The 22,151-nt window shown below is 62.1% G+C and carries 16 protein-coding genes and 1 other RNA gene; 4 read left to right on the forward strand and 13 right to left on the reverse strand.

What is annotated here, in order from left to right; all coding sequences use genetic code 11:
* Positions 1 to 503 precede the first annotated feature (503 nt).
* The 3 genes from ACI38B_RS01140 to ptsP form a co-directional block, all read right to left on the reverse strand.
* Positions 504 to 2,117, reverse strand: coding sequence for a C69 family dipeptidase (locus ACI38B_RS01140; RefSeq protein WP_044092579.1), 1,614 nt, complete (start codon positions 2,115 to 2,117; stop codon positions 504 to 506).
* A gap of 228 nt (positions 2,118 to 2,345) precedes the next feature.
* Positions 2,346 to 2,897, reverse strand: a complete 552-nt coding sequence (locus ACI38B_RS01145) for a YbhB/YbcL family Raf kinase inhibitor-like protein (protein ID WP_439729191.1) — start codon at positions 2,895 to 2,897, stop codon at positions 2,346 to 2,348.
* A gap of 205 nt (positions 2,898 to 3,102) precedes the next feature.
* Positions 3,103 to 4,752, reverse strand: coding sequence for a phosphoenolpyruvate--protein phosphotransferase (gene ptsP / locus ACI38B_RS01150; protein ID WP_439729192.1), 1,650 nt, complete (start codon positions 4,750 to 4,752; stop codon positions 3,103 to 3,105).
* 253 nt (positions 4,753 to 5,005) lie between these two features.
* On the opposite strand from ptsP, the gene ACI38B_RS01155 reads away from it, so the two are divergent.
* Positions 5,006 to 5,269 carry an HPr family phosphocarrier protein gene (locus ACI38B_RS01155; RefSeq protein WP_033506677.1) on the forward strand — a complete coding sequence of 88 codons (264 nt, stop codon included), beginning with the start codon at positions 5,006 to 5,008 and terminating at the stop codon, positions 5,267 to 5,269.
* A 317-nt stretch (positions 5,270 to 5,586) separates the two neighbouring features.
* Positions 5,587 to 6,645, forward strand: a complete 1,059-nt coding sequence (locus ACI38B_RS01160; RefSeq protein WP_439729193.1) for a LacI family DNA-binding transcriptional regulator — start codon at positions 5,587 to 5,589, stop codon at positions 6,643 to 6,645.
* Between the two features lie 151 nt (positions 6,646 to 6,796).
* Here the strand turns inward: ACI38B_RS01160 and ACI38B_RS01165 are convergent, their stop codons facing one another.
* The 10 genes from ACI38B_RS01165 to rpsF all read right to left on the reverse strand — a co-directional run bounded on the left by ACI38B_RS01165 (position 6,797) and on the right by rpsF (position 18,672).
* Positions 6,797 to 7,948: a DNA polymerase III subunit delta' gene (locus tag ACI38B_RS01165; protein WP_439729194.1), complete on the reverse strand. Its 1,152-nt coding sequence runs from the start codon at positions 7,946 to 7,948 to the stop codon at positions 6,797 to 6,799.
* Complete coding sequence (gene tmk / locus ACI38B_RS01170; protein WP_439729195.1) at positions 7,945 to 8,646, reverse strand: dTMP kinase; 702 nt, start codon at positions 8,644 to 8,646, stop codon at positions 7,945 to 7,947. The genes ACI38B_RS01165 and tmk overlap by 4 nt, the downstream gene beginning before the upstream one ends.
* Positions 8,646 to 11,630, reverse strand: a complete 2,985-nt coding sequence (topA, locus tag ACI38B_RS01175) for a type I DNA topoisomerase (protein WP_439729196.1) — start codon at positions 11,628 to 11,630, stop codon at positions 8,646 to 8,648. Before topA ends, tmk begins: the two co-directional genes overlap by 1 nt.
* Positions 11,631 to 11,707: 77 nt before the next feature.
* Complete coding sequence (locus ACI38B_RS01180) at positions 11,708 to 12,877, reverse strand: phosphatase PAP2 family protein (protein WP_439729197.1); 1,170 nt, start codon at positions 12,875 to 12,877, stop codon at positions 11,708 to 11,710.
* Between the two features lie 1,173 nt (positions 12,878 to 14,050).
* Positions 14,051 to 14,147, reverse strand: an RNA gene (gene ffs, locus ACI38B_RS01185) — signal recognition particle sRNA small type.
* 127 nt (positions 14,148 to 14,274) lie between these two features.
* A complete protein-coding gene (locus tag ACI38B_RS01190) occupies positions 14,275 to 15,798 on the reverse strand; it encodes a polysaccharide deacetylase family protein (protein WP_439729198.1) in 1,524 nt (507 codons plus the stop codon).
* 1,064 nt (positions 15,799 to 16,862) lie between these two features.
* On the reverse strand, positions 16,863 to 17,309 hold the full coding sequence (gene rplI / locus ACI38B_RS01195) for a 50S ribosomal protein L9 (protein WP_026650709.1): 447 nt from the start codon (positions 17,307 to 17,309) through the stop codon (positions 16,863 to 16,865).
* Between the two features lie 16 nt (positions 17,310 to 17,325).
* Positions 17,326 to 17,574, reverse strand: a complete 249-nt coding sequence (gene rpsR / locus ACI38B_RS01200) for a 30S ribosomal protein S18 (protein ID WP_015449763.1) — start codon at positions 17,572 to 17,574, stop codon at positions 17,326 to 17,328.
* A gap of 53 nt (positions 17,575 to 17,627) precedes the next feature.
* Positions 17,628 to 18,272 carry a single-stranded DNA-binding protein gene (locus ACI38B_RS01205; protein WP_439729199.1) on the reverse strand — a complete coding sequence of 215 codons (645 nt, stop codon included), beginning with the start codon at positions 18,270 to 18,272 and terminating at the stop codon, positions 17,628 to 17,630.
* 106 nt (positions 18,273 to 18,378) lie between these two features.
* Complete coding sequence (gene rpsF, locus ACI38B_RS01210; protein ID WP_015449761.1) at positions 18,379 to 18,672, reverse strand: 30S ribosomal protein S6; 294 nt, start codon at positions 18,670 to 18,672, stop codon at positions 18,379 to 18,381.
* Positions 18,673 to 18,935: 263 nt separating this feature from the next.
* On the opposite strand from rpsF, the gene ACI38B_RS01215 reads away from it, so the two are divergent.
* The gene (locus tag ACI38B_RS01215; RefSeq protein WP_033494052.1) at positions 18,936 to 19,949 is read left to right on the forward strand and encodes a ribose-phosphate diphosphokinase; all 1,014 of its coding nucleotides are present in this window, start codon (positions 18,936 to 18,938) and stop codon (positions 19,947 to 19,949) included.
* Between the two features lie 302 nt (positions 19,950 to 20,251).
* The gene (gene asd, locus ACI38B_RS01220; RefSeq protein WP_044092593.1) at positions 20,252 to 21,346 is read left to right on the forward strand and encodes an aspartate-semialdehyde dehydrogenase; all 1,095 of its coding nucleotides are present in this window, start codon (positions 20,252 to 20,254) and stop codon (positions 21,344 to 21,346) included.
* The last annotated feature ends 805 nt before the right edge of the window (positions 21,347 to 22,151 follow it).

Below are 22,151 nucleotides of genomic sequence, written 5' to 3' on the forward strand. Positions count from 1 at the left end.
GACGCACTGCTACAGCCACAAGCAAGAAACCATGCGCAAGCCCGCGTTGCGCACGGTTTTACTATAATCGATGGCCCTGTCAGCGATGCTTGATTGTCCGAACAGCTGACACCTCGATGCGGCGACAAACCGCCGGAAAACAGCAGGACTTTGCAAGACACGCAGACCGCCGGGAAGACACGCCGGAAAGACACGCCGGATACACATTTCCCCGTGTCGCGGCTGGCGCGTTGGCACCTGCGACACGGGGAATGATGTGGGCGATACGCGGGACTGCCGGCGATCGGCTTGGGATCGCGCATGTCGCAACCCCGACCGACGCTAACCGGCGTCAACTGGCGCAGCGGTCGACCACCGACCCAGCCGGCGCTCGACCGAAGTCCAACCGAAGCCAGCCGATGCGGCCGAGCAACCGACAAAGTCAACAGACGCCAGCCAGCCGACCCAACCGGCGCCCAACCGAAGCCAGCCTGTCCAACCGAAGCCAGCCGACCCGGCCGACCTCAGTTGTCCGAGCGGTTGAACCCGTTCTTCATCTTCATGCTGGTGATGTACAGCACGGTGTCGAGCAGCTTGTCGGTCTCTTCCTTGATCTGGTCGGCCATGGTCTGGTTCGCGGCGGCGAGCACGTCGCGCACCTCCTGATCACGCACGACCTCGATAATCTGGTCGGGCTCAAGCGGCTCCACATCGCCATCGAGATTGTCCGCCTCGAACTCGTCCTCCAGCTGCTTGGCCTTCGCCTCGTTCTCGCCGCCGAGACGGGACACCTGCTCGTCGGTCGCGGCGATCAGACGGTGGGCCATACCGCCGGTCTTCTCCTGATAGCGTTCCACTGCGTTCGCGGTGTCGGAGAACGCGGCATCGCACAGCGCCGCGATGATGCGATTCTCCCAGTAGAAGTTCTCGGAAGTCACGCGGGTAGTTGTGTCCTCGAAGTACTTCGGGGTTGTGTCCACGTTCGGGAAGAACGGGACCAGCGTGTTGAACGGGTTGGAACCGTAGGCAATCCACTGAATCGCGCGGTTGGACTGCGGACGGTACGGACGGATTTGCATGACCGACAGCTGACTCTGACGGTTGATGCCGATTGTGCGGTACATGTGCCGGGTGTGTTCGTCGCCCAGATGCCCGTACGGGTCGAACGGCGTGCCCTGATAATGCGAGCTGAGCACGTATTTCACGTCCTCGATGGTGATCTTGCGCTCCGGCTGGCGGGCCCACGGGATGTCGTTGCTTTCCGGCGTATGGTCCGCATCCTTGCCGTCCCACACCTCGTCATACGGGTTGAGGAAACGCTGCATGTACCATGCACGCGGTGTGTTGTACACGTGGTCAGAATCCGAATGGGAGCCGAACGCATCACGCGGGTTGAACGGCGACGTCGATTCGACGGCAAGGTCGAGATGGTTGTGCTCGATGAACTCGGCAAGATCGGCGGAGCACATATGGCTCTCCTGATCTTCCAAGGCGTCGTCCAGATCGAATTCGTCGATGCCCAGCTGGTTCGGCATGGTCACATACGCCTCATCGGGCACGCGCTTGGCGATCCAGTGATGCCCGCCAACCGTTTCCAGCCACCAGATCTCATGCGAATCGGAGAAGGCGACGCCGTTCATCTCGTACGTGCCAAACTGCTCAAGCAGCGAGCCGAGACGCTTGACGCCTTCGCGGGCGGTTTTGATGTACGGCAGCACGAGGGTCAGGAAATCTTCCTCGCCGATGCCGCCGGGGGTTTCGGGCTCGTAGCCGTCCTCGCCGGGCTTGCCTTTGGCCGGGGTGAGTTCGACAAACGGGTCGGCGCCGAGCACGCGTTCGTTCGTGGTCAGCGTTTCGGTGGCGCTCATCGCCACGTTCGCCTCATTGACGCCCGCTTCGCCCCAGATGCCTTCTTTGGTGTCGGCGTTCGGCACGGCAGTGTATTGCAACGGATTGTCCGGCAGATCGACTTCGACGTGGCTGAGCACGCTGCGGTAATGCCGCGGCTGTTCGCTCGGGCGAACGACGATGAAACGCTTCGGATTGAATTCGCCGTTGGCGGAATCCTCATTGCGGGCGATGATGGTCGAGCCGTCATAGCTCGCGTCCTTACCTACCAAAATCGTGGTGCAGGCCATGGTGTTCCTTTCAGTTTTGCCGAATTTCCAAGCCTTCGCGCATATCCGACGGCCAAGTCACGCATGGATTCGTGGCATCCGACGCGGGGAATCACGCGATTGAACCGGATTGAACCAGATTGAACCGGTTGCATCGATTGCATCTGTCAAGCGCATTGTGTCACGCGGGCCATACGACAGTCGATGGCGTCGAAAGCGACACGTCCGCTGGGACGCAAGACAGGCCGCTCAGGCGCGGCCGGTGAAGAAGGTGGCCCCCTGATCGACCAGGCTGTCCGCCTTGCGCAGGTCGTGCAGCATCTCGTTGAACCAGAATCCCTGATTCAACCCGGGCAGCTCCTCGCGAGAGGCCCACACCTGCAGCAGGTAATCATGGTCCTTGTCCGGCGGCTGCGGGCCGTTGTAACGCATGGTCACCGCGGGGTTCGTCGCGCCGACGAACTTGCTGGCCGCCGACGTACGCCCCTGCACTGCCTCGGGAATCATCGAAGGCAGGGAGCGGGAGAAATCGGCCGGAATCTGCAAGGCATGCGAATCGTTGAAATCAAACATGAGCGCGTCAACCGGCACATTGGCGACCGCCCAGTGGATCCACTCGAAACCGCACACCGGAATGGAGTCCGGATCGGACAATTCCCAATGCAGGAACATCGCGTCCGGGGCGAGGTCGTCGATATAGAAGGGGAACGAGACGACAGGCGTGCCGTCCACGCGGTTCTCGGCGGGTGCACGCTTGGCGAACTCATCGGGCACAACGGTAAAGTCAGCGGAAATTCTCATATCATCAGTATCGCGCATCGTGATGACGTGCGCGCAACCGCAACATACCGAATACGGCGTCGGGCCGGCCCCGTTCAGAAACCGACCAAAACCGACCTGGAACCGACCCGAAACCGACCCGTCGACGGCATGCCCTATTGCCGGGTATGCCAAGCCCGATGCGCCACGCTCGATGCCATCACGCCCGGCGCATCGGGCTGAAGCGTCACTCCGCCGGCTTGTAGAAATCGCCGTCGAGCGCCGCGGCGGCCTTTTCTTTGGCTTCCTCGAAGGTGACGGAGGCGAGCTGCGCGCGCACATCGTCCAAGGCGACCGGGGTCATGGACAGCGAGTTGACGCCGATGCCGGCGAGAACGACCGCCAGATCCGGGTCAGCCGCCGCCTCGCCGCACACGCCGACCGGCATGCCGTTGGCGTTGCCCGCGTCGGCGATCAACTTGATGGCACGCAGCACCGCCGGATGCCACGCGGTCTGGTAGTGGGCCACGGAACCGAGCGTACGGTCGGCAGCCAGCGTGTACTGGGTCAGGTCGTTCGTGCCGATAGACACGAAATCGGCGACCTTGGCGACTTTGTCGGCCATCAGCGCGATCGACGGGACTTCGGCCATGACACCGACCTTCTTCAAGCCCTTGGACTTGCCAAGCTTGACGAAGTAGTCGGCCTCCCACTGGTCGGCGACCATCGGGACCATCACCCACAAATCGGCGTTGGTCTGGGCGTCGGCGCGCGCAATCGCTTCGAGCTGATCGTCAAGCACCTTCTTGTGCACACGAAGCGTGCGCAAGCCACGCAGACCGAGCGCAGGATTCGGTTCGTCCTCAGGGGTCAGGAACGGCAGCGGTTTGTCCGCGCCGGCGTCCAGCATGCGGATAACGACCTTCTTGCCCGGGAAGCGGCTGAGCAGCTTGGCGTACGCCTCGGTTTGCTCTTCGACGCTCGGCGGCTCCTCGTTGCCAAGGAACAGGAATTCAGTGCGGAACAGGCCGACGCCTTCGGCACCGTACTCGAGTGCCGGGTCGGCGTCCTCCGGCTTGCCAACATTGGCGAGCAGCGGGATAAGATGGCCGTCCTTGGTCTGCCCGGGCTTGCCGCGCAGCTCCTTGGCCTTGGCGGCGTTCGCCTTCGCCTTGTGCGCTTCGGCAATCTCCTCGTCGCTCGGGTCGATGATTACGGTGTTCTTCGCGGCGTTGACCACGACGGTCTGCCCATCCTTGATGTCATCGGCGCCTTGGGCGGACACCACGGCCACGATGCCGCGGGCGCGCGCCAGAATGGCGGTGTGGCTGGTCGGACCGCCCTGACTGGTGACGATGGCGAGGGTCTTGCCCAGGTCAAGCGCGGCGGTGTCCGCCGGGGACAGGTCCTCGGCCACAAGTACGAACGGCGTGTCGCTCTGGGGCACACCCGGAGCCGGCAGCCCCATGAGATCCGCAATCACACGCTGGCCGACATCATGCAGGTCGGCCGCGCGTTCCGCCTGGTAACCGCCAATGGCCTTGAACATCTCCTCGACCTGGCCGAAACCTTCCAATACCGCGCGTTCGGCGGTCTTGCCACCGTTGATGAGATTCTTGATTGATTCGGCCAGCGACGGGTCGGAGGCGAACATGGCAATCGCTTGCAGAATCGGCGCGGCTTTCTTGGTGGCCTCATCGCCGTTCGCGGCTTCTTCGGCACGGCGGTTGAGATCGGCGTTGACGGTATTGAGCGCCTTCATCGCGCGATTGATTTCGTCTTCGGCGCTCACGCCCTCATTCCTCGGGGTATCCGCGGGTTCGGGAAGCGGGGCTGCCATACGGATAACAGGACCGACAGCGACGCCGCGACCAATTCCAACACCAGTGATGACCATGGGGACTCCTTCTGTATCGCCGGTTTCCGCCGGCGGAAATCGTATGGGAGACGCTCACACCATCGCAGGCGTCTCTTTTCTGCAATGCATAACTATATACCAGAAATCCGCGACGCAACGCCGGTAAACGTTTTCTCTTTTTCAGAAAAACATGATACGATTATTGCTGGAACGCTACAGCCAAGGTTGTGGCGTGGAGCGGGTGCGACGAGCATCCGCGTGACATACCGCATGACGCAAAGGAGTGTCTCATATGGCAACCGCAACCCGTACCGCAACAGTCAACGATCCAGTCGGCATCCACGCCCGTCCGGCAGCTGAATTCGCACAGGCAGCCACCGCTTCCGGCTGCGCAGTCACCATCGCCAAGCAGGGCGGCAACGCCGTCAACGCCGGCAGCATCCTGTCCGTGATGGGACTGGGCATCAAGCAGGGCGACACCATCGAAATCACCGTGGACGGAGACAACGCGGAAGCCGTCGCCGACAACCTCGTCGCAACCCTGATCAAAGACTGACCAAGAAAAGCTAGGGCTGAGCAAGGGCTGAAGTCCGGCGAATCCGGCGAATCGGACCATGCCCCGCCCCACACCCACGAACCAAGTAAGCCGTCCCGTTGACAACCGGGGCGGCTTACTGCTATCAGCGCGGCGCGGAGCGCGGGCACACCGGGTATACCGCTGATACTGCCGATACTGCCTCCGCCGGAGCACGGGCGGGACACAGCCGGCGAACACGGTTGCACGGCCGACGCCTCGAACCGCTATAATCCACACGGCGGAAGGCATGTTTACGAAAACAAACGCTTTCCCGGAACCACTGACTGGGAGCACACATGGCATCATCACACGGCAAACCGAACGGCGCCTCGATCACGAACGTCGCCGCCCTGGCCGACGTCTCGATTGCCACCGTCTCACGCGTCCTGTCAGGCAGAAGAACCAAAGACGACGACATTGCGCGGCGAGTGCGCAAAGCCGCCCACGAACTCAACTATTCGGTCAACAGCGCCGCCAGCGCGTTACGCAGCGATGTGAGCAACACCATCGCCCTGTCCATGCCGGCGACCTCGACGCTGATGGCCGCAAGCGTGGTCACCGCCGTGAGCGAGGCGGCCAGCGCCGCGCACATGCAGCTGCTGCTTGGCATTGACAGCACCCCGGCGGCGCAACATCGACGCATCAAAGCGTTCTGCGGGCACCCCACCGACGGCATCATCGTTCTGCCGTGCCCGCACGCCGGCGTATCCCTCACCCGGGGCATCGCGGCGGACACGCCAATCATCCAGCTGCTAGGGTCGACGAATCTGCTGCGGCACGATTGGGTCAGCATCGACAATGGCGCTTCCGTCGAATTGGCGGTCACCCATGTCGTCGAACGCGGGGCGGCGTCCGTCGCGTACCTGAGCGATGAAGTCGGTTCAAGCGACGGCGCGGAAACCCTGCTCGCGTTCCAATCCTCGCTCAATTTGCTGCACGTGCGCGCCGACAGCGAGTGGATCACCATCGCCGACGGAACCGTGCAACGCGGGTTCTCCGACACCATGCGAATATTCGCCGGCCGTGGGACGGACCAGACCCCCGAAGCGGTGATTTGCTCATCATCGGACACGGCGATCGGCGTGCTCATCGCGCTTGAGCAGTTGCCCATCAACGTGCCCGGGCAGGTTCAAGTCGTCAGTTTGCAGGACAACGAGGCCGCGGCGTCCAGCACGCCCGCATTGACTTCGATGCGTGCGCCTTTGCAGCAGATGGCGGCGGAGAGCTTGCGGCTCATCGCCAACGCCCAGGCGAACGCGTCCGACACCGAGGCGGGGGCACGGCTCGGGCGTCATGTGATGTTCCCCCGCCGCGTCATCGCCAGACAATCCACCCGCGAATCCAACGACGATTGACGTTGTTTGGATTGACAGTGTTTGGATTGACGCTGTTTGGGTCGTGTCAACCCGGGCTGACACGGCCCGGGTTGACACGGCCCTAGCGTACTTTCGCGTTCGGAAGCGGAAACCCTAAACGGGACAACACGGGACAACACGCCGAGTCGGCTCAAACGAGCAAAGCGCAGAACAACGCCTCGAACACCAGCAGCGGATTGCCGTTGCCCGCAAGTCTGCGGCGAGCCGTCGCAATGTCCTCCAGCCTCCGCACGGCATCCCGGCGCGTCAATCTGACCGAAAGCTCAGTGATGGCTGTGCGATTCTCGAGATTAATCAGTCCGACGGCATCATCAGCGTTGTTCTGGATGACGGCGACATCGCGGTACACACTCGCCACGGTGGTCAACGCACGGTCGAGCACATCGCGCGTACGTCTGGTGGCACGGCGTTTCAAATCATCTTTCTTGCTGATCGCATGGTAGGCGGAACGCAGCTTGGGCGGAATCCGGTCCTTCTCCCCCAGCCCGTTGACCCGCCGGAACTCGCGTTCGTCCTGCTGCGCCTGACGGTCAACATCGCCCTGCGCTTGTGCCTTGGCGCTGTCGGTCAGACGACCGGCGAGCAACACCGCATCAGACGCCCGATGCATGCCCAGCACCCCGACCACCAGCTCATCGCGGTCAGCAAGCACCTGGTCGTCGCCGGCATACAGCCGAGCGATGCCGATATGCCCTTCGGCGAGCCGCGCCGCGCGGGACGCCAAAGCTGAATCGACGCCGTCATGTTGTTCCAGGAAGCGTGCCACCGCAGCGTTCGAGGGCACCGCCAGATTCACAATACGTGTACGCGAGCGAATCGTCGGCAACACGTCTTGCGCGCTCGGGGCGCACAACAGCCAAATCGTATGTTCTGCAGGTTCCTCGATTTCCTTGAGCAGCACGTTGGTCGTGCGTTCGAGCATCCGGTCGACGTCTTCAATGATGATGATACGCCACGGCGAAATGCTCGGCATCTGCTCCGACATGCCGATTAGCTCGCGGACTTCGTCAATGCCGATGGTCACTTTGTCGGTTGACAGGACCGTGACATCCGGATGCGTTCCGGCCAGCACCAGATGCGCGGCACGCGTCGGTTCGTCGCCGAGCCCATGGTCCGGGCTTTCCAAAGCCGCAGCGAAGGCCTTGGCGACATTCGAGCGCCCTGATCCGGGAGGCCCGCAAATCAGCCATGATTGGGCGATGGCCGCGGGATCGCCGGCCGCAATCGCACTCAGCTGACTGACCACGGGCTGCTGCCCGACAATCGAATCCCATACACTCATGAGCTGTGTTCCCCCGTCTGCCGCGCGTCGCCTGATACTCCCGGAATTCCCGATGTTTCCGTGGATGCCGCCGCTCCCCCGAGCAGCTGTTCGGCATCGTTACGAATAGTATTCCAGACGGCCTCGATTCCTTGTGAGGCATCCACCACCAGGAATCGCGCAGAATCCGCACGGGCGAGATTCAGGAATTCCTGACGGGTGCGCCGCTGGAAATCATAGCCGGCAGATTCCATCCGATCCTCGCCGTGGGTGAGCCGCCTATGCGAAACCTGCGGATCAACATCGAGCAGGTACGTGCGCCGCGGCAGCAATCCGCCGGTCGCCCACATGCTCAAGCCCCGTACATCATCGACGGTCAGTTCCCGTCCCCCCGCCTGATACGCGAGCGAAGAGTCGAGATACCGGTCGGTGATGACGATATCGCCGCGTTCCAACGCCGGGACGATGACCTCTGCCACATGCTGGGCGCGGTCGGCGGCAAACAGGAGCGCTTCCGTCCTGGGGGCGATATCGCCCCCGTGCAGCAACATAGTGCGCAATTGCACGCCCAAATCGGTTCCACCGGGTTCGCGCGTCACCACGACGTTTCTGCCCAATCCCGCGAAATAGTCGCGCAGACGTTCGACCTGCGTGGTTTTGCCCGCCCCGTCAACGCCTTCGAAGGATATGAACAGGCCTGCTGGGGCGTGTGTGGTCATTACTGCTCCTTTGTGGCGGCTGCGCTCTTCGTACTGCGCTTCGTTCCGGATGCCGACGAGCTGGCGCCTGCGGTTTTCTTCGTGGTCGTTTTCTTGGTTGTGGTTTTCTTGGTTGCGGTCTTCGCCGCGGACTTTCTGGTCGTGGTCTTCTTGGCCGTCGTTTTGGAGCCGGACTTCGAAGCGCCGCGCCGGGTGCGCCGCTTGGACGGGCCCGCAGCACGCTTCTCGGCGAGCAGTCGGAACGCTTCCTGCGGATCGATTGATTCGGGCGTGTACTGCTTGGGCAGCGTGCGATTCGTCTCACCGTCAGTGATATACGCCCCGTAGAAGCCGTCCTTGATGGTCACGGGCTTGCCGGTCTCCGGGTCGTTGCCGAGGGTACGCAGCGGCGGTTTGGCGGCACCACGGCCGCGGCCACGCCCATACTTCGGCTGGGCGAACAGTTCCTGAGCCTTCGCCAAATCCACAGTGAAGATCTCGTCCTCACTGCCCAGCGACCGCGTCTCGGAACCGCCATCGGCCGTGGTCTTGGTCAGATACGGGCCGTAGCGACCGTTGCTTGCAGAAATGGTCGCCTGCTTGATCTCGCCGGTCTTCGCGTCCGTCTCCTCGACCGTGCCAACGACACGCGGCAGACTCAACAGCTGCAACGCCTGCTCCAAGGTCACAGTCTCAGGCTTCATCGACTTGAACAACGACGCCATCTTCGGTTTCGGAGCACTGCTCTTCTTGCTGCTTTTGGCCCCTGCCGCCTTGCCCTGCGCATCCTGCGCCTGCGGGATGGTCAGGGAGACATACGGGCCGAATCGGCCGTTGCGCACTTCGACGATTCCGCCTGTCGCGGGGTCGGTGCCCAGTTCGCGCGGACCGCCGGCGTTGCTTTCGATCAGCTCATGGCCTTTCTCGACGGTCAGTTCGTCAGGGGCGAGCGTCGGCGGCAGGGATGCCCGCTTGGGATTGCCTTCGGCATCCAGATGATTCATATCCTCGAGATACGGGCCGTAACGTCCGACGCGCACATGCAGGCCGTCGCCGATTTCAATGGTGTTGATCGCACGGGCGTCAATCTCGCCCAGCTGCGCGACCTGCTGTTGCAAGCCTTCATGCGCTTCATCGGCGTTCGCTGCCGCACCGTCGCCGGACCCGAAATAGAAGCGGGTCAGCCACTCCTTGCCGGTCTCCTTGCCACGGGCGATGCGGTCGAGGCCGTTTTCCATATCCGCCGTGAACTGGTAATCCACGTACTTGGGGAAATTCGTCTCCAGCAGCTTGACCACAGCGAACGCAAGCCATGAGGGAATCAGCGCCCGGCCGCGTTCATACACGTAACCGCGGTCGATAATCGTGGAGATGATGCTCGCGTAGGTGGACGGGCGGCCAATCTCCTTGGCTTCCAAAGTCTTGACCAGCGAAGCCTCCGTGTATCGTGCCGGCGGCTGCGTCTCATGGCCATCCGCCTGGACATCGTCGGCGGCGAGCACGTCACCCGGGTGCATCGGAGGCAAGGAGACGTTTTCGCTCTCTTTACCCGACTTGCCGCGTGTCGCGAGCTGCGCCCCGCTTGCCGAGGCTTCGCTCGCAGAGGTGGACGCCGATTGCGCGGGGCGCTTGCCTTCACCGGTCGCCCGCATGAATCCGGGGAATTCGATAACCGTGCCGGACGCTTGGAACACCGCCTCGCCGCGGGATCCGGCGGTCGCGTTCAGGCGAACGGTCGCCGTCGAACCGGTGGCGTCGGCCATCTGCGACGCCAAGGTGCGCTGCCAGATCAGCCGGTAGAGTTTCGCCTGGTCCGCAGGCACTTTGCGCGCCACATCGTCCGGATCGCGGAATCTGGAACCTGCCGGACGGATGCATTCGTGCGCCTCCTGCGCCCCAGCGGTCTTGGTCGCGTACTGTTTCGGGGCGTCGGAGAGGAATTTCTTGCCGAAGTGGAATTCGACGGCATTGCGCGCCGCGGCAATCGCCTCTTGCGACAAAGTGACGGAATCGGTACGCATATACGTGATGAAACCGTTCTCGTACAGCCCCTGCGCGGCCCGCATCGTCTGGCGGGAGCTCATGCCGAGCCGGTTGCCGGCAGTCTGCTGCAAGGTAGATGTCGTGAACGGCGGCAGCGGACGCCTGCGATACGGGCGGGATTCCATCGATTCCACGGTGAACGGCGCTTCGCGCAACGTCTGCGCGACCTCAGCGGCACCTTCGGCGTCCAGCTGGCAGACATTGTCCGCAAAGCCCGCCGGCGTGAGCTTGCCGTCCGCACCGAAATCCTTGGACGTGGCGAGTCGTTTGCCGCCGAGCTGCACCATACGCGCGTCGAAGCGCACCGGTTCGCCTTCCGCACCCGGCGCCGACAGCGTCGCCACGACATCCCAGTAGGGGGCCTTGACGAAGGCCATACGCTCGCGTTCCCGCTCGACGATCAGGCGCGTGGCCACCGACTGCACACGGCCGGCCGACAATCCCGGGCCGACCTTGCGCCACAACACCGGCGAAAGTTCATAGCCGTAGAGGCGATCGAGTACACGCCGAGTCTCCTGCGCGTCCACCATATGGTCGTCAACATCTCGCGTCTTGGTCAACGATGCCTTGATCGCCTCAGGCGTGATTTCATGGAACACCATGCGCTTGATGGGAACCTTCGGCTTGAGGGTCTGCACGAGATGCCATGCAATCGCTTCGCCTTCGCGATCCTCATCAGTTGCCAGATAGAGCTCGTCGGCGTTTTTCAACGCGTCCTTGAGCTGCGACACGGTTTTCTTCTTGTCAGGGCCGACGATGTAATACGGCTCGAATCCGTCGTTCACATCAACGCCGAACTTGCCGAATTTGTCCTTCTTCGATGCGGGCACCTGGCTTGGCTGGGCAAGGTCGCGGATATGACCGACCGATGCGAGCACGGTATATCCATCCCCAAGGTATCCCGCGATTTTCTTCGCTTTCGTCGGAGACTCCACGATAACGAGCTTTGTGCCGGCTGTCATTGCCCCTCCTTACGTACTGCTTACGGAACGCCATAATACTCACGGCGTATGGTCAACGTCGTATCTGGTGTGCCGTGCTACTTTGACGGCGGGGCCGGCGGGGCGCCGACCAGACCGAGTTTTGTCAACGGTGAAGCGGTGAGTTGGCGCATCGCCAGCACGAGCCCGAATACCAGCATCGACACGCCACACACCAGCATGGTCGTCGCCGCGCAGGCACCGGATTGTGTCCAGCTCGCGCCCAGCGAAAGCCCCGGTTCAATCTGCCACACGAGATACGCCCCGTACAAGCAGACCATAATGCCGCCGGTAATCATCACACTGCCGACGATCTGGATACTCGCCGAAGCCGAACGAGTGCCGATTTCATCCATGCCGGATGTGCGTGTGCAGGCGAGCACCAGCAACGCCCATCCGCCAACAATCAGCAGGCTCATCACCACATCCGTAGGGCGATGCCACTTTCCGGCGACCAGGGACAACGCGACGAGCATCGTATAAACCGAACCGACTGCGGCACACGCGGCACGCCAAGCGCGAGGCACCGCGCACACCAGAACCACGACAGCCGCCGCGGCGAGCAACGTATGCCCCGACGGCGCGGTATTGCTGGCTGAAGAATTGATATTCTGCAGGTACGGGCGTGGCAGGACGCCTTTCAACAGCGAAGACCCGTAGCACAGGCCGGCGAATACGACCAGCTGGCCAAGCAACCACCACCGCTTGCGGACCGCCGCGACAACGATTCCGGCGAGTGCGAAGACGACGCTGATGGCAATCACCGTGCTCGACACCGCGAGCAGATGCACCAGCGATCGCAGCCACGACGGCAGCGAGGTGTTGAGTCGAAGCCACACTTCGTCATCGAAATTCTGCCCGTTTGCCGTGCGCACGCCAAGCCACCACACGCCAGCGGCCGCGGCGAGCAGCAACAGGCCGAACACGATGCACAGAATCCTGCTGGACAGACGCGGGTGGACGGCGAGCGGGTCAAGTCTGGCAAGGCCTGAATCCATGCCTTCGACCGTGAGATTGCTATCCGACGAGGCTGCTGCGTTTGCTGAGGCCGCCGGCGATCCTGCTGACAATCCGGAATCGGGGCTATTGCCGGCACCGGCTAGCGCACCGGCATTGCGGCCACGTTTGGACGACGTAGATGCTTCAAGCGGGTCGGACGGCCAAAGATTGCGCATCCGTGCATCGGCGAGGTCGCCGGCGTCGGCATCGTCCGGAATCGGCGCGAACATTGGCTTTGCTGGCGGCCTGGGTGTTGTCTGGCCCTGAGTGTCATCAGTCTGCGGGAAAAGCATGGACGGCTTGGGGTGCTGCTGCAGCTGCTGGGGTTGTTGTGGTTGCTGCTGTGATTGCTGTGGGGCGGTCTGCGATGGGCCAGTCGGGCTGGACGGGGGTTCTGACGACCCCGACCGGGACGGCGAGCGTTCCGTGGACTGTCCTGCGGTATCCGCGGTATCCGTGGTATCCGTGGGGGTGGCATCTGCGCGACCGGAGGCGGCATCGTGCGCGGGTTGCGATGAAGCGATCCCGGAAGTTGGATGCAACTGTGCGGACTGGTCTGAAGGCGCGGTATGCACTGCTGGCATCGGAGGCATCGGAGGAACGCGGGGAGCCGGCGGTACCGACGACGTTGCAGGCGTCGACGGCGATGGCTCAGACGCTGAGGCAGCAGATTCCGAAGGCACGGAGGCGGTCGGAGGTGCGGGCACAGGTACGGCTGGAGACACGGTCGAAGCCGGCGGAACCGTGGATTGCGCGGATGCAGCGGGCAGCTCAGTCCCGCCTTGTGCGGCGGCATTCTGTTCGGGAGCATGAGCCGGTTGCGTCATGTCCTGTTCCTCAGATCGCGGGTCTTGTGCATTCTCGTCCATAGTCTCTGACTATACCTTCAGCGCTTCTGCAGGCTTGCGCAATTCCCAGTGATTGTTCACAACCGCGGCACATCAAGCCAATCGGGACCGGTGAAAGGCCACAGCAGACATCATGTAACCCGACCGCCGAATCATGTGGAAAGCGTCATCGACGACCACCGCCGTCCCCACCCTCCTGCTTCTGCCGACGTTGAGAACCCCGTCAGTGTCGGTAGAAGGTTGAAAAGCGGACACAGTGTCGGGCACCCAGCTTCTGCCGACGCTCAGAGGCCAGTCAACGTCGGTAGAAGGTTACGAAGCAGAAGGTTACGAAGCATACACACTGTTGGGTGTTGCCATCGCCGGACAGGCGGCTAGAAGGGCACCGGGACCATCAGCCAACCCCTCCACAAACTAGCTACGCTGACGACCATCCCCACGTCAACAGTTTGTGACGATACTCAAACTAGCTACGCTGACGGCCCCCGCGTCACCAGTTTGCAGAGGAGGGTGGCGATCTGCGGCGTGTGCCGCTCGGGTTCTGCCGACGAGGAAATAGAAAAACCTCCGCACACCCGTCAGAGGCCACTTACCCTTGCTGCATTCCTGCCCTGGGGGAGTTGGGTGACGTAACGCCATGCGGAGGCGTATGCAAGTATACGCCATGGTCAGGGACAACACGAATCCATGACGGATGTCCGGATCAGCAAACGCCGTCACAAGCCGCAGCGACAGGCGGCTCGCATGCGCTGAAACCGGAAAAGCGCTGATTGCGAGCGTCACCAGGGAACGATGTTGTCGCGCGAATAATAGACATATCCCGGTCGCGGGTACTGCCCGGTCAGTTCGTCGATGGTGACCGTCCGGAAACCTTTGGCGTGCAGTGCGTCAAGGATATGCGGCAGAGCCGTTGCGGTGTGTTCATGGATATCATGCATGAGGATGATCGAGCCCGGCCTCGTCTGCGCGGTGACCTTCCACTGAACGGACCGGGCGGACGCACCCGCCGCCCAATCGTAGGAATCGACATCATACAAAGCGATGCCCACGCCAAGATGATCGGCCAGATACCGGCGGCTCTCCTCGTCCGCGGCACCGTGCGGCGGGCGAAGCAGATTGACCGGTCGACCCGTCGCTTCGCTGATTCGTGCCGAAGCTTCATCGAATTCCTGGCGTTCGGTTCCCGCCTGCATAATCGTCGGCAGATCCATATGCGACATGGTGTGGCTTCCCACCGGCATGCCGTAGCGCGTGTCATCGCGCAGAACCGGGATTGTGGCATCATCGATCGCCCCGCCTACCGCGAAAAACGTCGCCCGGTCGCCCTTGTCGCGCAGCGATTGCACAACGCGACGGGTGATATCGGCTCGTGGGCCATCGTCGAATGTCAGCGCGACACATGCCATACGGCCGCAGTCGATGCCACGCTGCGTATTCCTCGCACGGGTGAACTCGTCCGCCTTCGCGAACAATGTATGCTCGGCATCGGCGAGGGTACGATACGTGGAATCGGGATTATCCGCCGCAGATGCCGCCTGGGTCAACGCGTCACGCAATTCGCGCCCGGTACCGGCATCGCGCAGGCCAGGGGTATCCCGGTACAACGCACGCATACCCGGCATGACCGCGCGTATACGATTGACGGCCGCCGCCTTGGCTTGCAGATCATGTTCGAGCACGCGCGCCGCGACTGGCTCGAGCGCTCCGAGAATCCGCCCGATCTCAGGCCGCAGCCGGTTCGACGCATCGCGGAACGCTTCGACATGCTCATGCAAGGCGACCGGCGACTGCTTGGCTGCACAAGACACCCGAATATCAGTGATCGCGTGCACGGCCGCGTCGGCTTGACGCCGTTGTTTCGAGGCTTCTGCGACAACCGTTCGCAGACGTTGTGTCTCACGTGTCTCGCTGTTGGCAGTGCGCGATTCGGCGGCATCCCGTGCGGCGAGCTCATCCGCCTGATCGGCCAGCGCCTCGACATGCGCGTCAATGAGCCGATACGTGGTCCCCCACTCCACGCAATCCGCCAAAGCACGGCGATACCAGGCGTACGCGGACAAGCACCCCAACAGAACAGCGCTGCCGGCGAGCATTACGATGACGAGTGCCGCGACCACGCGCCGGACGAGCGTTCGGGACGTGGGATGGGACCGAGAGTAAAGTATGGGCGATTGCGCCGGTTGGGGTTGAGACTGGGACCGGGGCTGGAACTTCGATTGCACGTGACCGGCTGATACGCAACTGTGCGTCGGCAGGTCGTCATAGTCTTCATGGTCGGTCATCATGCCATGTTCCTTTCCCATGTTCCTTTCGGGATCGCCACCGCCTCGATGTATCCCCTTCATGCGGCCACGCACACCTCACGTTCGATACACCATGTCCGTTCCATGCGACGCAGCACACTGCGCTGTGTCAAATAGATGCGCCGTGTCAAGTAAATCCACGATGTCGTGACGGGTTCGTGCAGACCTTACGATTGTCCCATACTCTGATGATTGCTGCAAGGATGCCAGATTGATGATTGACGAAGGTCCGCAGGCCTAAATCCAAGATCACACCCCGAAAACAGAATCAGGCCCGGTCACGGCCGACCCCACCCCATCACCACGACCGGCAGCACACCGAAAACCGCAGAACACCAACAATCTCACGCACCACTCACTCGCACCCCACCCCGCCGGTCCGCACCAAATCCGACATCACACCCCGAAAACCGATTCGGACCACCGCACCGACCGCCCACAACCCCACACCCAAACAAGCCATATACTCAAACCCGCGGAATACCGCCAAAACCCAAGCCACACACACCCACAGCCCACACCACAACAACCACCATCACGGGCCTAAATCCAAGATCACACCCCGAAAACAGAATCAGGCCCGGTCACGGCCGACCCCACCCCATCACCACGACCGGCAGCACACCGAAAACCGCAGAACACCAACAATCTCACGCACCACTCACTCGCACCCCACCCCGCCGGTCCGCACCAAATCCGACATCACACCCCGAAAACCGATTCGGACCACCGCACCGACCGCCCACAACCCCACACCCAAACAAGCCATATACTCAAACCCGCGGAATACCGCCAAAACCCAAGCCACACACACCCACAGCCCACACCACAACAACCACCATCACGGGCCTAAATCCAAGATCACACCCCGAAAACAGAATCAGGACACCGACCCAACCGCCCACAACCCAGGCACCCCGGCCTTCCGCCAACCCAGCCCAGCGACCTTCGCCACGCAACAACACAAAAGCCCCCGGATTCGGGGGCTTTCGCATGCTTAAGCTCAGACTGTTATGACCATGTCATAAGCCGAAATCGGCGGCATGGCCGGAGTCTGGAATCGGTTACTCCGCGACGACCTTGACGGTGAAGGAAGCGGAGATCTCCGGGTGCAGGGCCACGGTGGCGGGGAATTCGCCAGTGGTCTTGATGGTCTCGACCTTGATGGACTTCGGGCTGATCGGAGCCTTGTCGGCAAGGGCGGAGGCGATCGCGTCAGCGGACACAGCGCCGAAGAGCTTGCCGGACTCGGACACCTTGGCGGCGATCTCGACGACCGTGCCCTCGATGGCGGCCTTGGCGGCGACGGCATCCTCGCGGGTGGCGAGGGCCTTGGCCTGACGTGCACGCTTCATCGCTTCGATCTGAGCAGCGGCACCCTTGGTCCACTTGAACGCGAGACCCTGCGGGAAGAGGTAGTTGCGGGCGTAACCCGGACGCACCTCGACAACGTCACCGGCGTGGCCCAGGTTGGCCACGGTCTGGGTGAGAATGATCTTGGTTTCAGCCATGTCGATATCCTCCTGTTCAGCGACCGGTGGTGGCGTACGGCAGCAGAGCCATCTCGCGGGCGTTCTTCACGGCCTTCGCGATCTCGCGCTGTTCCTGGACGGTCACGCCGGTGATACGGCGGGAACGAATCTTGCCGCGATCGGACACGAACTTGCGCAGCAGCGCGACGTCCTTGTAATCGATCTCGGTGATCTTGGCGGCCTTGAGTGGATTCGGCTTCTTCTTGAACGGCTTGACCGGCGGTTGCGGCCTCTTGCGTGACATCTGATGTTCTCCTTAGTGCAAACTTGATTTACTGCTGGAAGCAAAGTCCGGCGTCAGAACTCGGGTTCTTCCGAATCTCCGCCGAAATCGTCGCTGGATCCGAACGACCCGAAGCTCGATCCCGACTGGCTGGAGCTCGACGTGCCCCACGGATCCGCTGCCGGAGCGGCGGGTGCCTGCTGGACAGCCGGGGCGACGGAAGCGCCGCCGGTGTAGCCGCCCGAGTAGCCTGCGCCACCCTGGTAGCCACCGTTGCCGGCGAACCCGCCATTACCGGCGTTCCCCGAGTTTCCTGCGAATCCGCCACGATTGCCGCCGGCGAACCCGGAGCCGGAGCTCTGACGGGTCACCTGCGCGGTGGCGTACCGCAGGGAAGGACCGATCTCATCGACCTGCATTTCGACGACAGTACGGTTTGACCCGTCCTGCGCCTGATAAGAACGCTGCTGTAGACGGCCTTGCGCAATGACGCGCATGCCCTTGGTCAGAGACTGGGCGACATGGTTCGCCAAATCACGCCATGCAGAGCAACGCATGAACAGCGCCTGTCCGTCTTCCCACTGACCGCTGTTGCGGTTGTAGGAGCGCGGTGTGGATGCAATGGTGAAACTTGCGACCGTCGCCCCGCTGCCAATGGTGCGCAGCTCAGGGTCGCCGGTGAGATTACCGATGATGGTGATTGTTGTCTCGCCTGCCATGACGCTACCTTCTTACCTGTTGCAGACTCATCTGTTGCAAATCGGATGTGACCGGACTTGTGAATCGGATGGCTCGTTGAGCCTTGCTTCAGCAGTGCTGAACGACTTACTTGTCCTTGCGAAGAATCTTCGTGCGGATAACGGACTCGCTGAGGTTAAGCAGACGGTCGAGCTCGTCGCTCGTGGCCGGCTCAGCGGTGTAGTTGACGACAACGTAGTTGCCCTCGGTGTTGCCCTGGATCTCATAGGCGAGCTTGCGGCGACCCCAGTAATCGGTGCCGTCGACAGAACCGCCCTCCTTGGTGACGATCTCCAGATACTGCTCGGTCAGCTTCTTCAGACCGCGCTCATCCAGCTCAGGATCGGCAATGAACATCAGTTCGTACTTATGCGCAGACATCACCCACCTCCTTCGGACTAAAGGCCGCGGACCTTCCACGGCAGGAGTGTGTATGCGACTGCCCGCAGGTGCTGCGGACAACCATGCCAGCATACTCCCGATGCCTGACTTTCGACATGCGTCACGCGGCACGCCTGATTTGTCGCGCTCCGCCAGATTTGACGCACATCCCGCCTCCGCCCGTGCCGTCTTATGCCCCTGCCTTGTTATATTAGGTGATGTTCCAATCCCATCAATCGACCAAAGGGTCGGGAAGGCGCAAGATGTCGGCAATTCTCGAAGGCAAACCGGACAAGCGATTAGCAGTGGTCACGGGACGCGCCTACCCGCAGCTCGCTCAGGAAACCGCCGAATACCTGGGCACGCATCTGCTGGAGACCACCGCATATGATTTCGCGAACGGCGAGATGTACGTGCGGTTCACCGAACCGGTTCGCGGCGCCGATGTGTTCGTCATCCAATCGCATACCGACCCGATCAACAAGTGGCTGATGGAGCAGCTCATCATGGTCGACGCGCTCAAACGCGCCTCCGCGCGCTCCATCACCGTGGTCGCGCCGTTCATGGGCTATTCGCGCCAGGACAAGAAGCACCAGGGCCGCGAGCCCATCACCGCGCGTCTGATGTTCGATCTGTTCCGCACGGCGGGCGCCGACCGCATCATGACCGTGGACCTGCACGCTTCCCAAGAGCAGGGCTTCTTCAACGGTCCGGTCGATCACCTCACCGCCATGCCGGTGCTGCTTGACTACGTGCGCAGCTCCATGCCGATGGAGAACGCGACCGTCGTCTCCCCCGACGCCGGGCGCATCAAGGTTTCCGAACAGTGGGCCGCGAAACTCGGCGGCCTGCCGCTCGCGTTCATCCACAAGACCCGCGACACCACGCGCCCGAACCATGCGGTCGCGCACGGCATCATCGGCGAGGTCGAAGGACGCGATTGCATCGTCGTCGACGACATGATCGACACCGCGGGCACGATTTGCGAAGCTGTGCGCACGCTGCGCGACGCCGGCGCGAAAAGCGTCACGCTGGTTGCCACGCATGGCCTGCTGTCCGGCCCTGCCATCGACCGGCTCAAGGACTGCGGGGCGCGCGAAATCGTGCTTATGGACACCGTCCCCGTGCCGCAGAGCAAGCGACTGCCCAATATGACCGTCCTGTCGGTCGCGCCACTGCTGGCCGCCGGCATCCGTTCCGTGTTCGAGTCCGGGTCGGTGACCACACTGCTCAACGGGCTGCCGGACGACATGCGCCCGCGCAATATCTACGCGTGAACTACGCAATATGCCCGTGTGAACGAATCTGCGCGATGCGTCCACGCGGGCATATCCTGCGTGGACAGACACGCATGAACGGACGCTTGTAAACGGATGTCTGAGGCAACCGGTTCGCGCCACCGCAACGACGCGATGGTACGAACCGTGCAAAGCCTTACTGCTAGGCCGAAACCCACCGACCACGATATGAAAACCGAGCGCTTGCTGAGTATGCGTTCTGCTAGCATGGCTCGCACACGTACACGACCGAAGGTTCGGGCATTGTACTGCGCAGTTACCCTTGCAATCGAAAGGCCATAATGTCACAGAAAATCAAGGTCGGCATTCTCGGCGCAACCGGCATGGTCGGGCAACGCTTCGTCACCCTGCTCGAAAACCACCCGTGGTTCGAGCTGGTCACGCTCGCTGCATCGGCACACAGCGCCGGCAAGACCTACGAAGAGGCTGTCGGCGGGCGTTGGAAGATGGAAACCCCGATGCCTCAGTTCGTCAAGTCCATGGTCGTCAAGGATGTGGCGGACGTCGAAGACGTCTCCGCGGATGTGGATTTCCTGTTCTCCGCAGTCAACATGCCGAAGGACGAGATTCGCGCAATCGAGGAACAGTACGCGAAGACCGAGACCCCGGTTGTGTCCAACAACAGCGCGCACCGCTGGACGCCGGACGTGCCGATGGTCGTTCCGGAAATCAACCCGCAGCATTTCGACGTGATCAAGTACCAGCGCAAGCGTCTGGGCACCACGCGGGGCTTCATCGCCGTCAAGCCGAACTGCTCAATCCAAGCGTATACGCCGGCCCTCGCCGCGTGGAAGGAATTCGAGCCGCACGAGGTCATCGTCAGCACATATCAGGCGATTTCCGGCGCCGGCAAAACCTTCAAGGACTGGCCGGAAATGGTCGGCAACATCATCCCATACATCGCGGGCGAAGAAGCGAAATCCGAGAAGGAGCCGCTCAAGGTCTTCGGCCACGTCGATGACGCGACCGGCCAGATTGTGCCGTTCGAAGGCCCGCTGCGCATCACCTCGCAGTGCATCCGCGTGCCTGTGCTCAACGGTCACACGTCCACCGTGTTCATCAACTTCGGCAAGGACCCGTCCAAGGAGGAGCTCGTCGACCGTCTCGTGAACTACACGAGCGAAGCCGCCAAACTCGGTCTGCCGCACGCGCCGAAGCAGTTCATTCAGTACCTCACCGAAGACGACCGTCCGCAGGTGAAGCTGGACGTCGATTACGAGGGCGGCATGGGCATCTCCATCGGCCGCTTGCGCCCGGATTCGATTTTCGACTGGAAGTTCGTCGGACTCGCGCACAACACACTGCGCGGTGCGGCCGGCGGCGCGCTTGAATGCGCTGAAATGCTGCACGCGCTCGGCTATATCGAAGCGAAGTAAGACAGCGTCGGCGAGCGTTGAGTGCGGGTGGCTGTCTGTCGTCTGTCGGCAGCCGCGGCTGCAATGACGGTTGCCGACAGCAGCGACGATTGCTGACAGCAGTAACGGCGGTATTCGTCTTCTCACGTATGTCATGGCATGCGTGGGCGGGCGGATACTGCCGTTTGTTGTTGCTACAGCCTGTCCGTTCGATCAGTTGCGTATGCGGCGGCATACACAACGCAACATATGTGGCAACATTCCGCTGTTCAGCGACCCGTTCGTCTGAATCACGCGTGTCACGACATACGCCATACGCCAAATGCGGCAACGCACGCCGCATTGGTACGTCAAACCGCCCGGTCACGCATGCCACGACATACACAACGCAACACATACGGCAGCATTCCGCCACCCAGTGACCTGTTCCGCCTTATCACGCATGCCACGGCATACGCCTTGTGCCAAATGCGGCAACGCCCGCCGCCTCAGCACGTCAAACCACCCAATCACGCATGCCGAAACATACGCAACACCACACATACGGCAGCATTCCGCCGTTCAACGACCTGTTCCATCTCATCACGCATCCCGAGACATACGCCATGTGCCGAATACCGTATCGTCGGCCGCATCGGTACGTTAAACCACCCAATCACGCATGCCACGACATACACAACGTGCAGAACACACCTGACGCCCAGACACACCAGACAATCCCCAACGCCCACCCCAACAACCACCCACAAACCCAGACAACAACAGGAAAGGCCCGCCGCCGGCATACAACCGACGACGGGCCTTCGCCCCATCAACGTCCTGCCGC

Source organism: Bifidobacterium sp., assembly GCF_051876855.1.
In the GTDB taxonomy this organism is placed as follows: Bacteria; Actinomycetota; Actinomycetes; order Actinomycetales; family Bifidobacteriaceae; genus Bifidobacterium.

Coding starts and splice junctions, on each gene's coding strand:
- ACI38B_RS01140 (WP_044092579.1), bottom strand. CDS start 2,117: ATGGCCTGCACCACGATTTTGGTAGGTAAGGACGCGAGCTATGACGGC.
- ACI38B_RS01145 (WP_439729191.1), bottom strand. CDS start 2,897: ATGAGAATTTCCGCTGACTTTACCGTTGTGCCCGATGAGTTCGCCAAG.
- ptsP (WP_439729192.1), bottom strand. CDS start 4,752: ATGGTCATCACTGGTGTTGGAATTGGTCGCGGCGTCGCTGTCGGTCCT.
- ACI38B_RS01155 (WP_033506677.1), top strand. CDS start 5,006: ATGGCAACCGCAACCCGTACCGCAACAGTCAACGATCCAGTCGGCATC.
- ACI38B_RS01160 (WP_439729193.1), top strand. CDS start 5,587: ATGGCATCATCACACGGCAAACCGAACGGCGCCTCGATCACGAACGTC.
- ACI38B_RS01165 (WP_439729194.1), bottom strand. CDS start 7,948: ATGAGTGTATGGGATTCGATTGTCGGGCAGCAGCCCGTGGTCAGTCAG.
- tmk (WP_439729195.1), bottom strand. CDS start 8,646: ATGACCACACACGCCCCAGCAGGCCTGTTCATATCCTTCGAAGGCGTT.
- topA (WP_439729196.1), bottom strand. CDS start 11,630: ATGACAGCCGGCACAAAGCTCGTTATCGTGGAGTCTCCGACGAAAGCG.
- ACI38B_RS01180 (WP_439729197.1), bottom strand. CDS start 12,877: ATGTTCGCGCCGATTCCGGACGATGCCGACGCCGGCGACCTCGCCGAT.
- ACI38B_RS01190 (WP_439729198.1), bottom strand. CDS start 15,798: ATGGGAAAGGAACATGGCATGATGACCGACCATGAAGACTATGACGAC.
- rplI (WP_026650709.1), bottom strand. CDS start 17,309: ATGGCTGAAACCAAGATCATTCTCACCCAGACCGTGGCCAACCTGGGC.
- rpsR (WP_015449763.1), bottom strand. CDS start 17,574: ATGTCACGCAAGAGGCCGCAACCGCCGGTCAAGCCGTTCAAGAAGAAG.
- ACI38B_RS01205 (WP_439729199.1), bottom strand. CDS start 18,272: ATGGCAGGCGAGACAACAATCACCATCATCGGTAATCTCACCGGCGAC.
- rpsF (WP_015449761.1), bottom strand. CDS start 18,672: ATGTCTGCGCATAAGTACGAACTGATGTTCATTGCCGATCCTGAGCTG.
- ACI38B_RS01215 (WP_033494052.1), top strand. CDS start 18,936: ATGTCGGCAATTCTCGAAGGCAAACCGGACAAGCGATTAGCAGTGGTC.
- asd (WP_044092593.1), top strand. CDS start 20,252: ATGTCACAGAAAATCAAGGTCGGCATTCTCGGCGCAACCGGCATGGTC.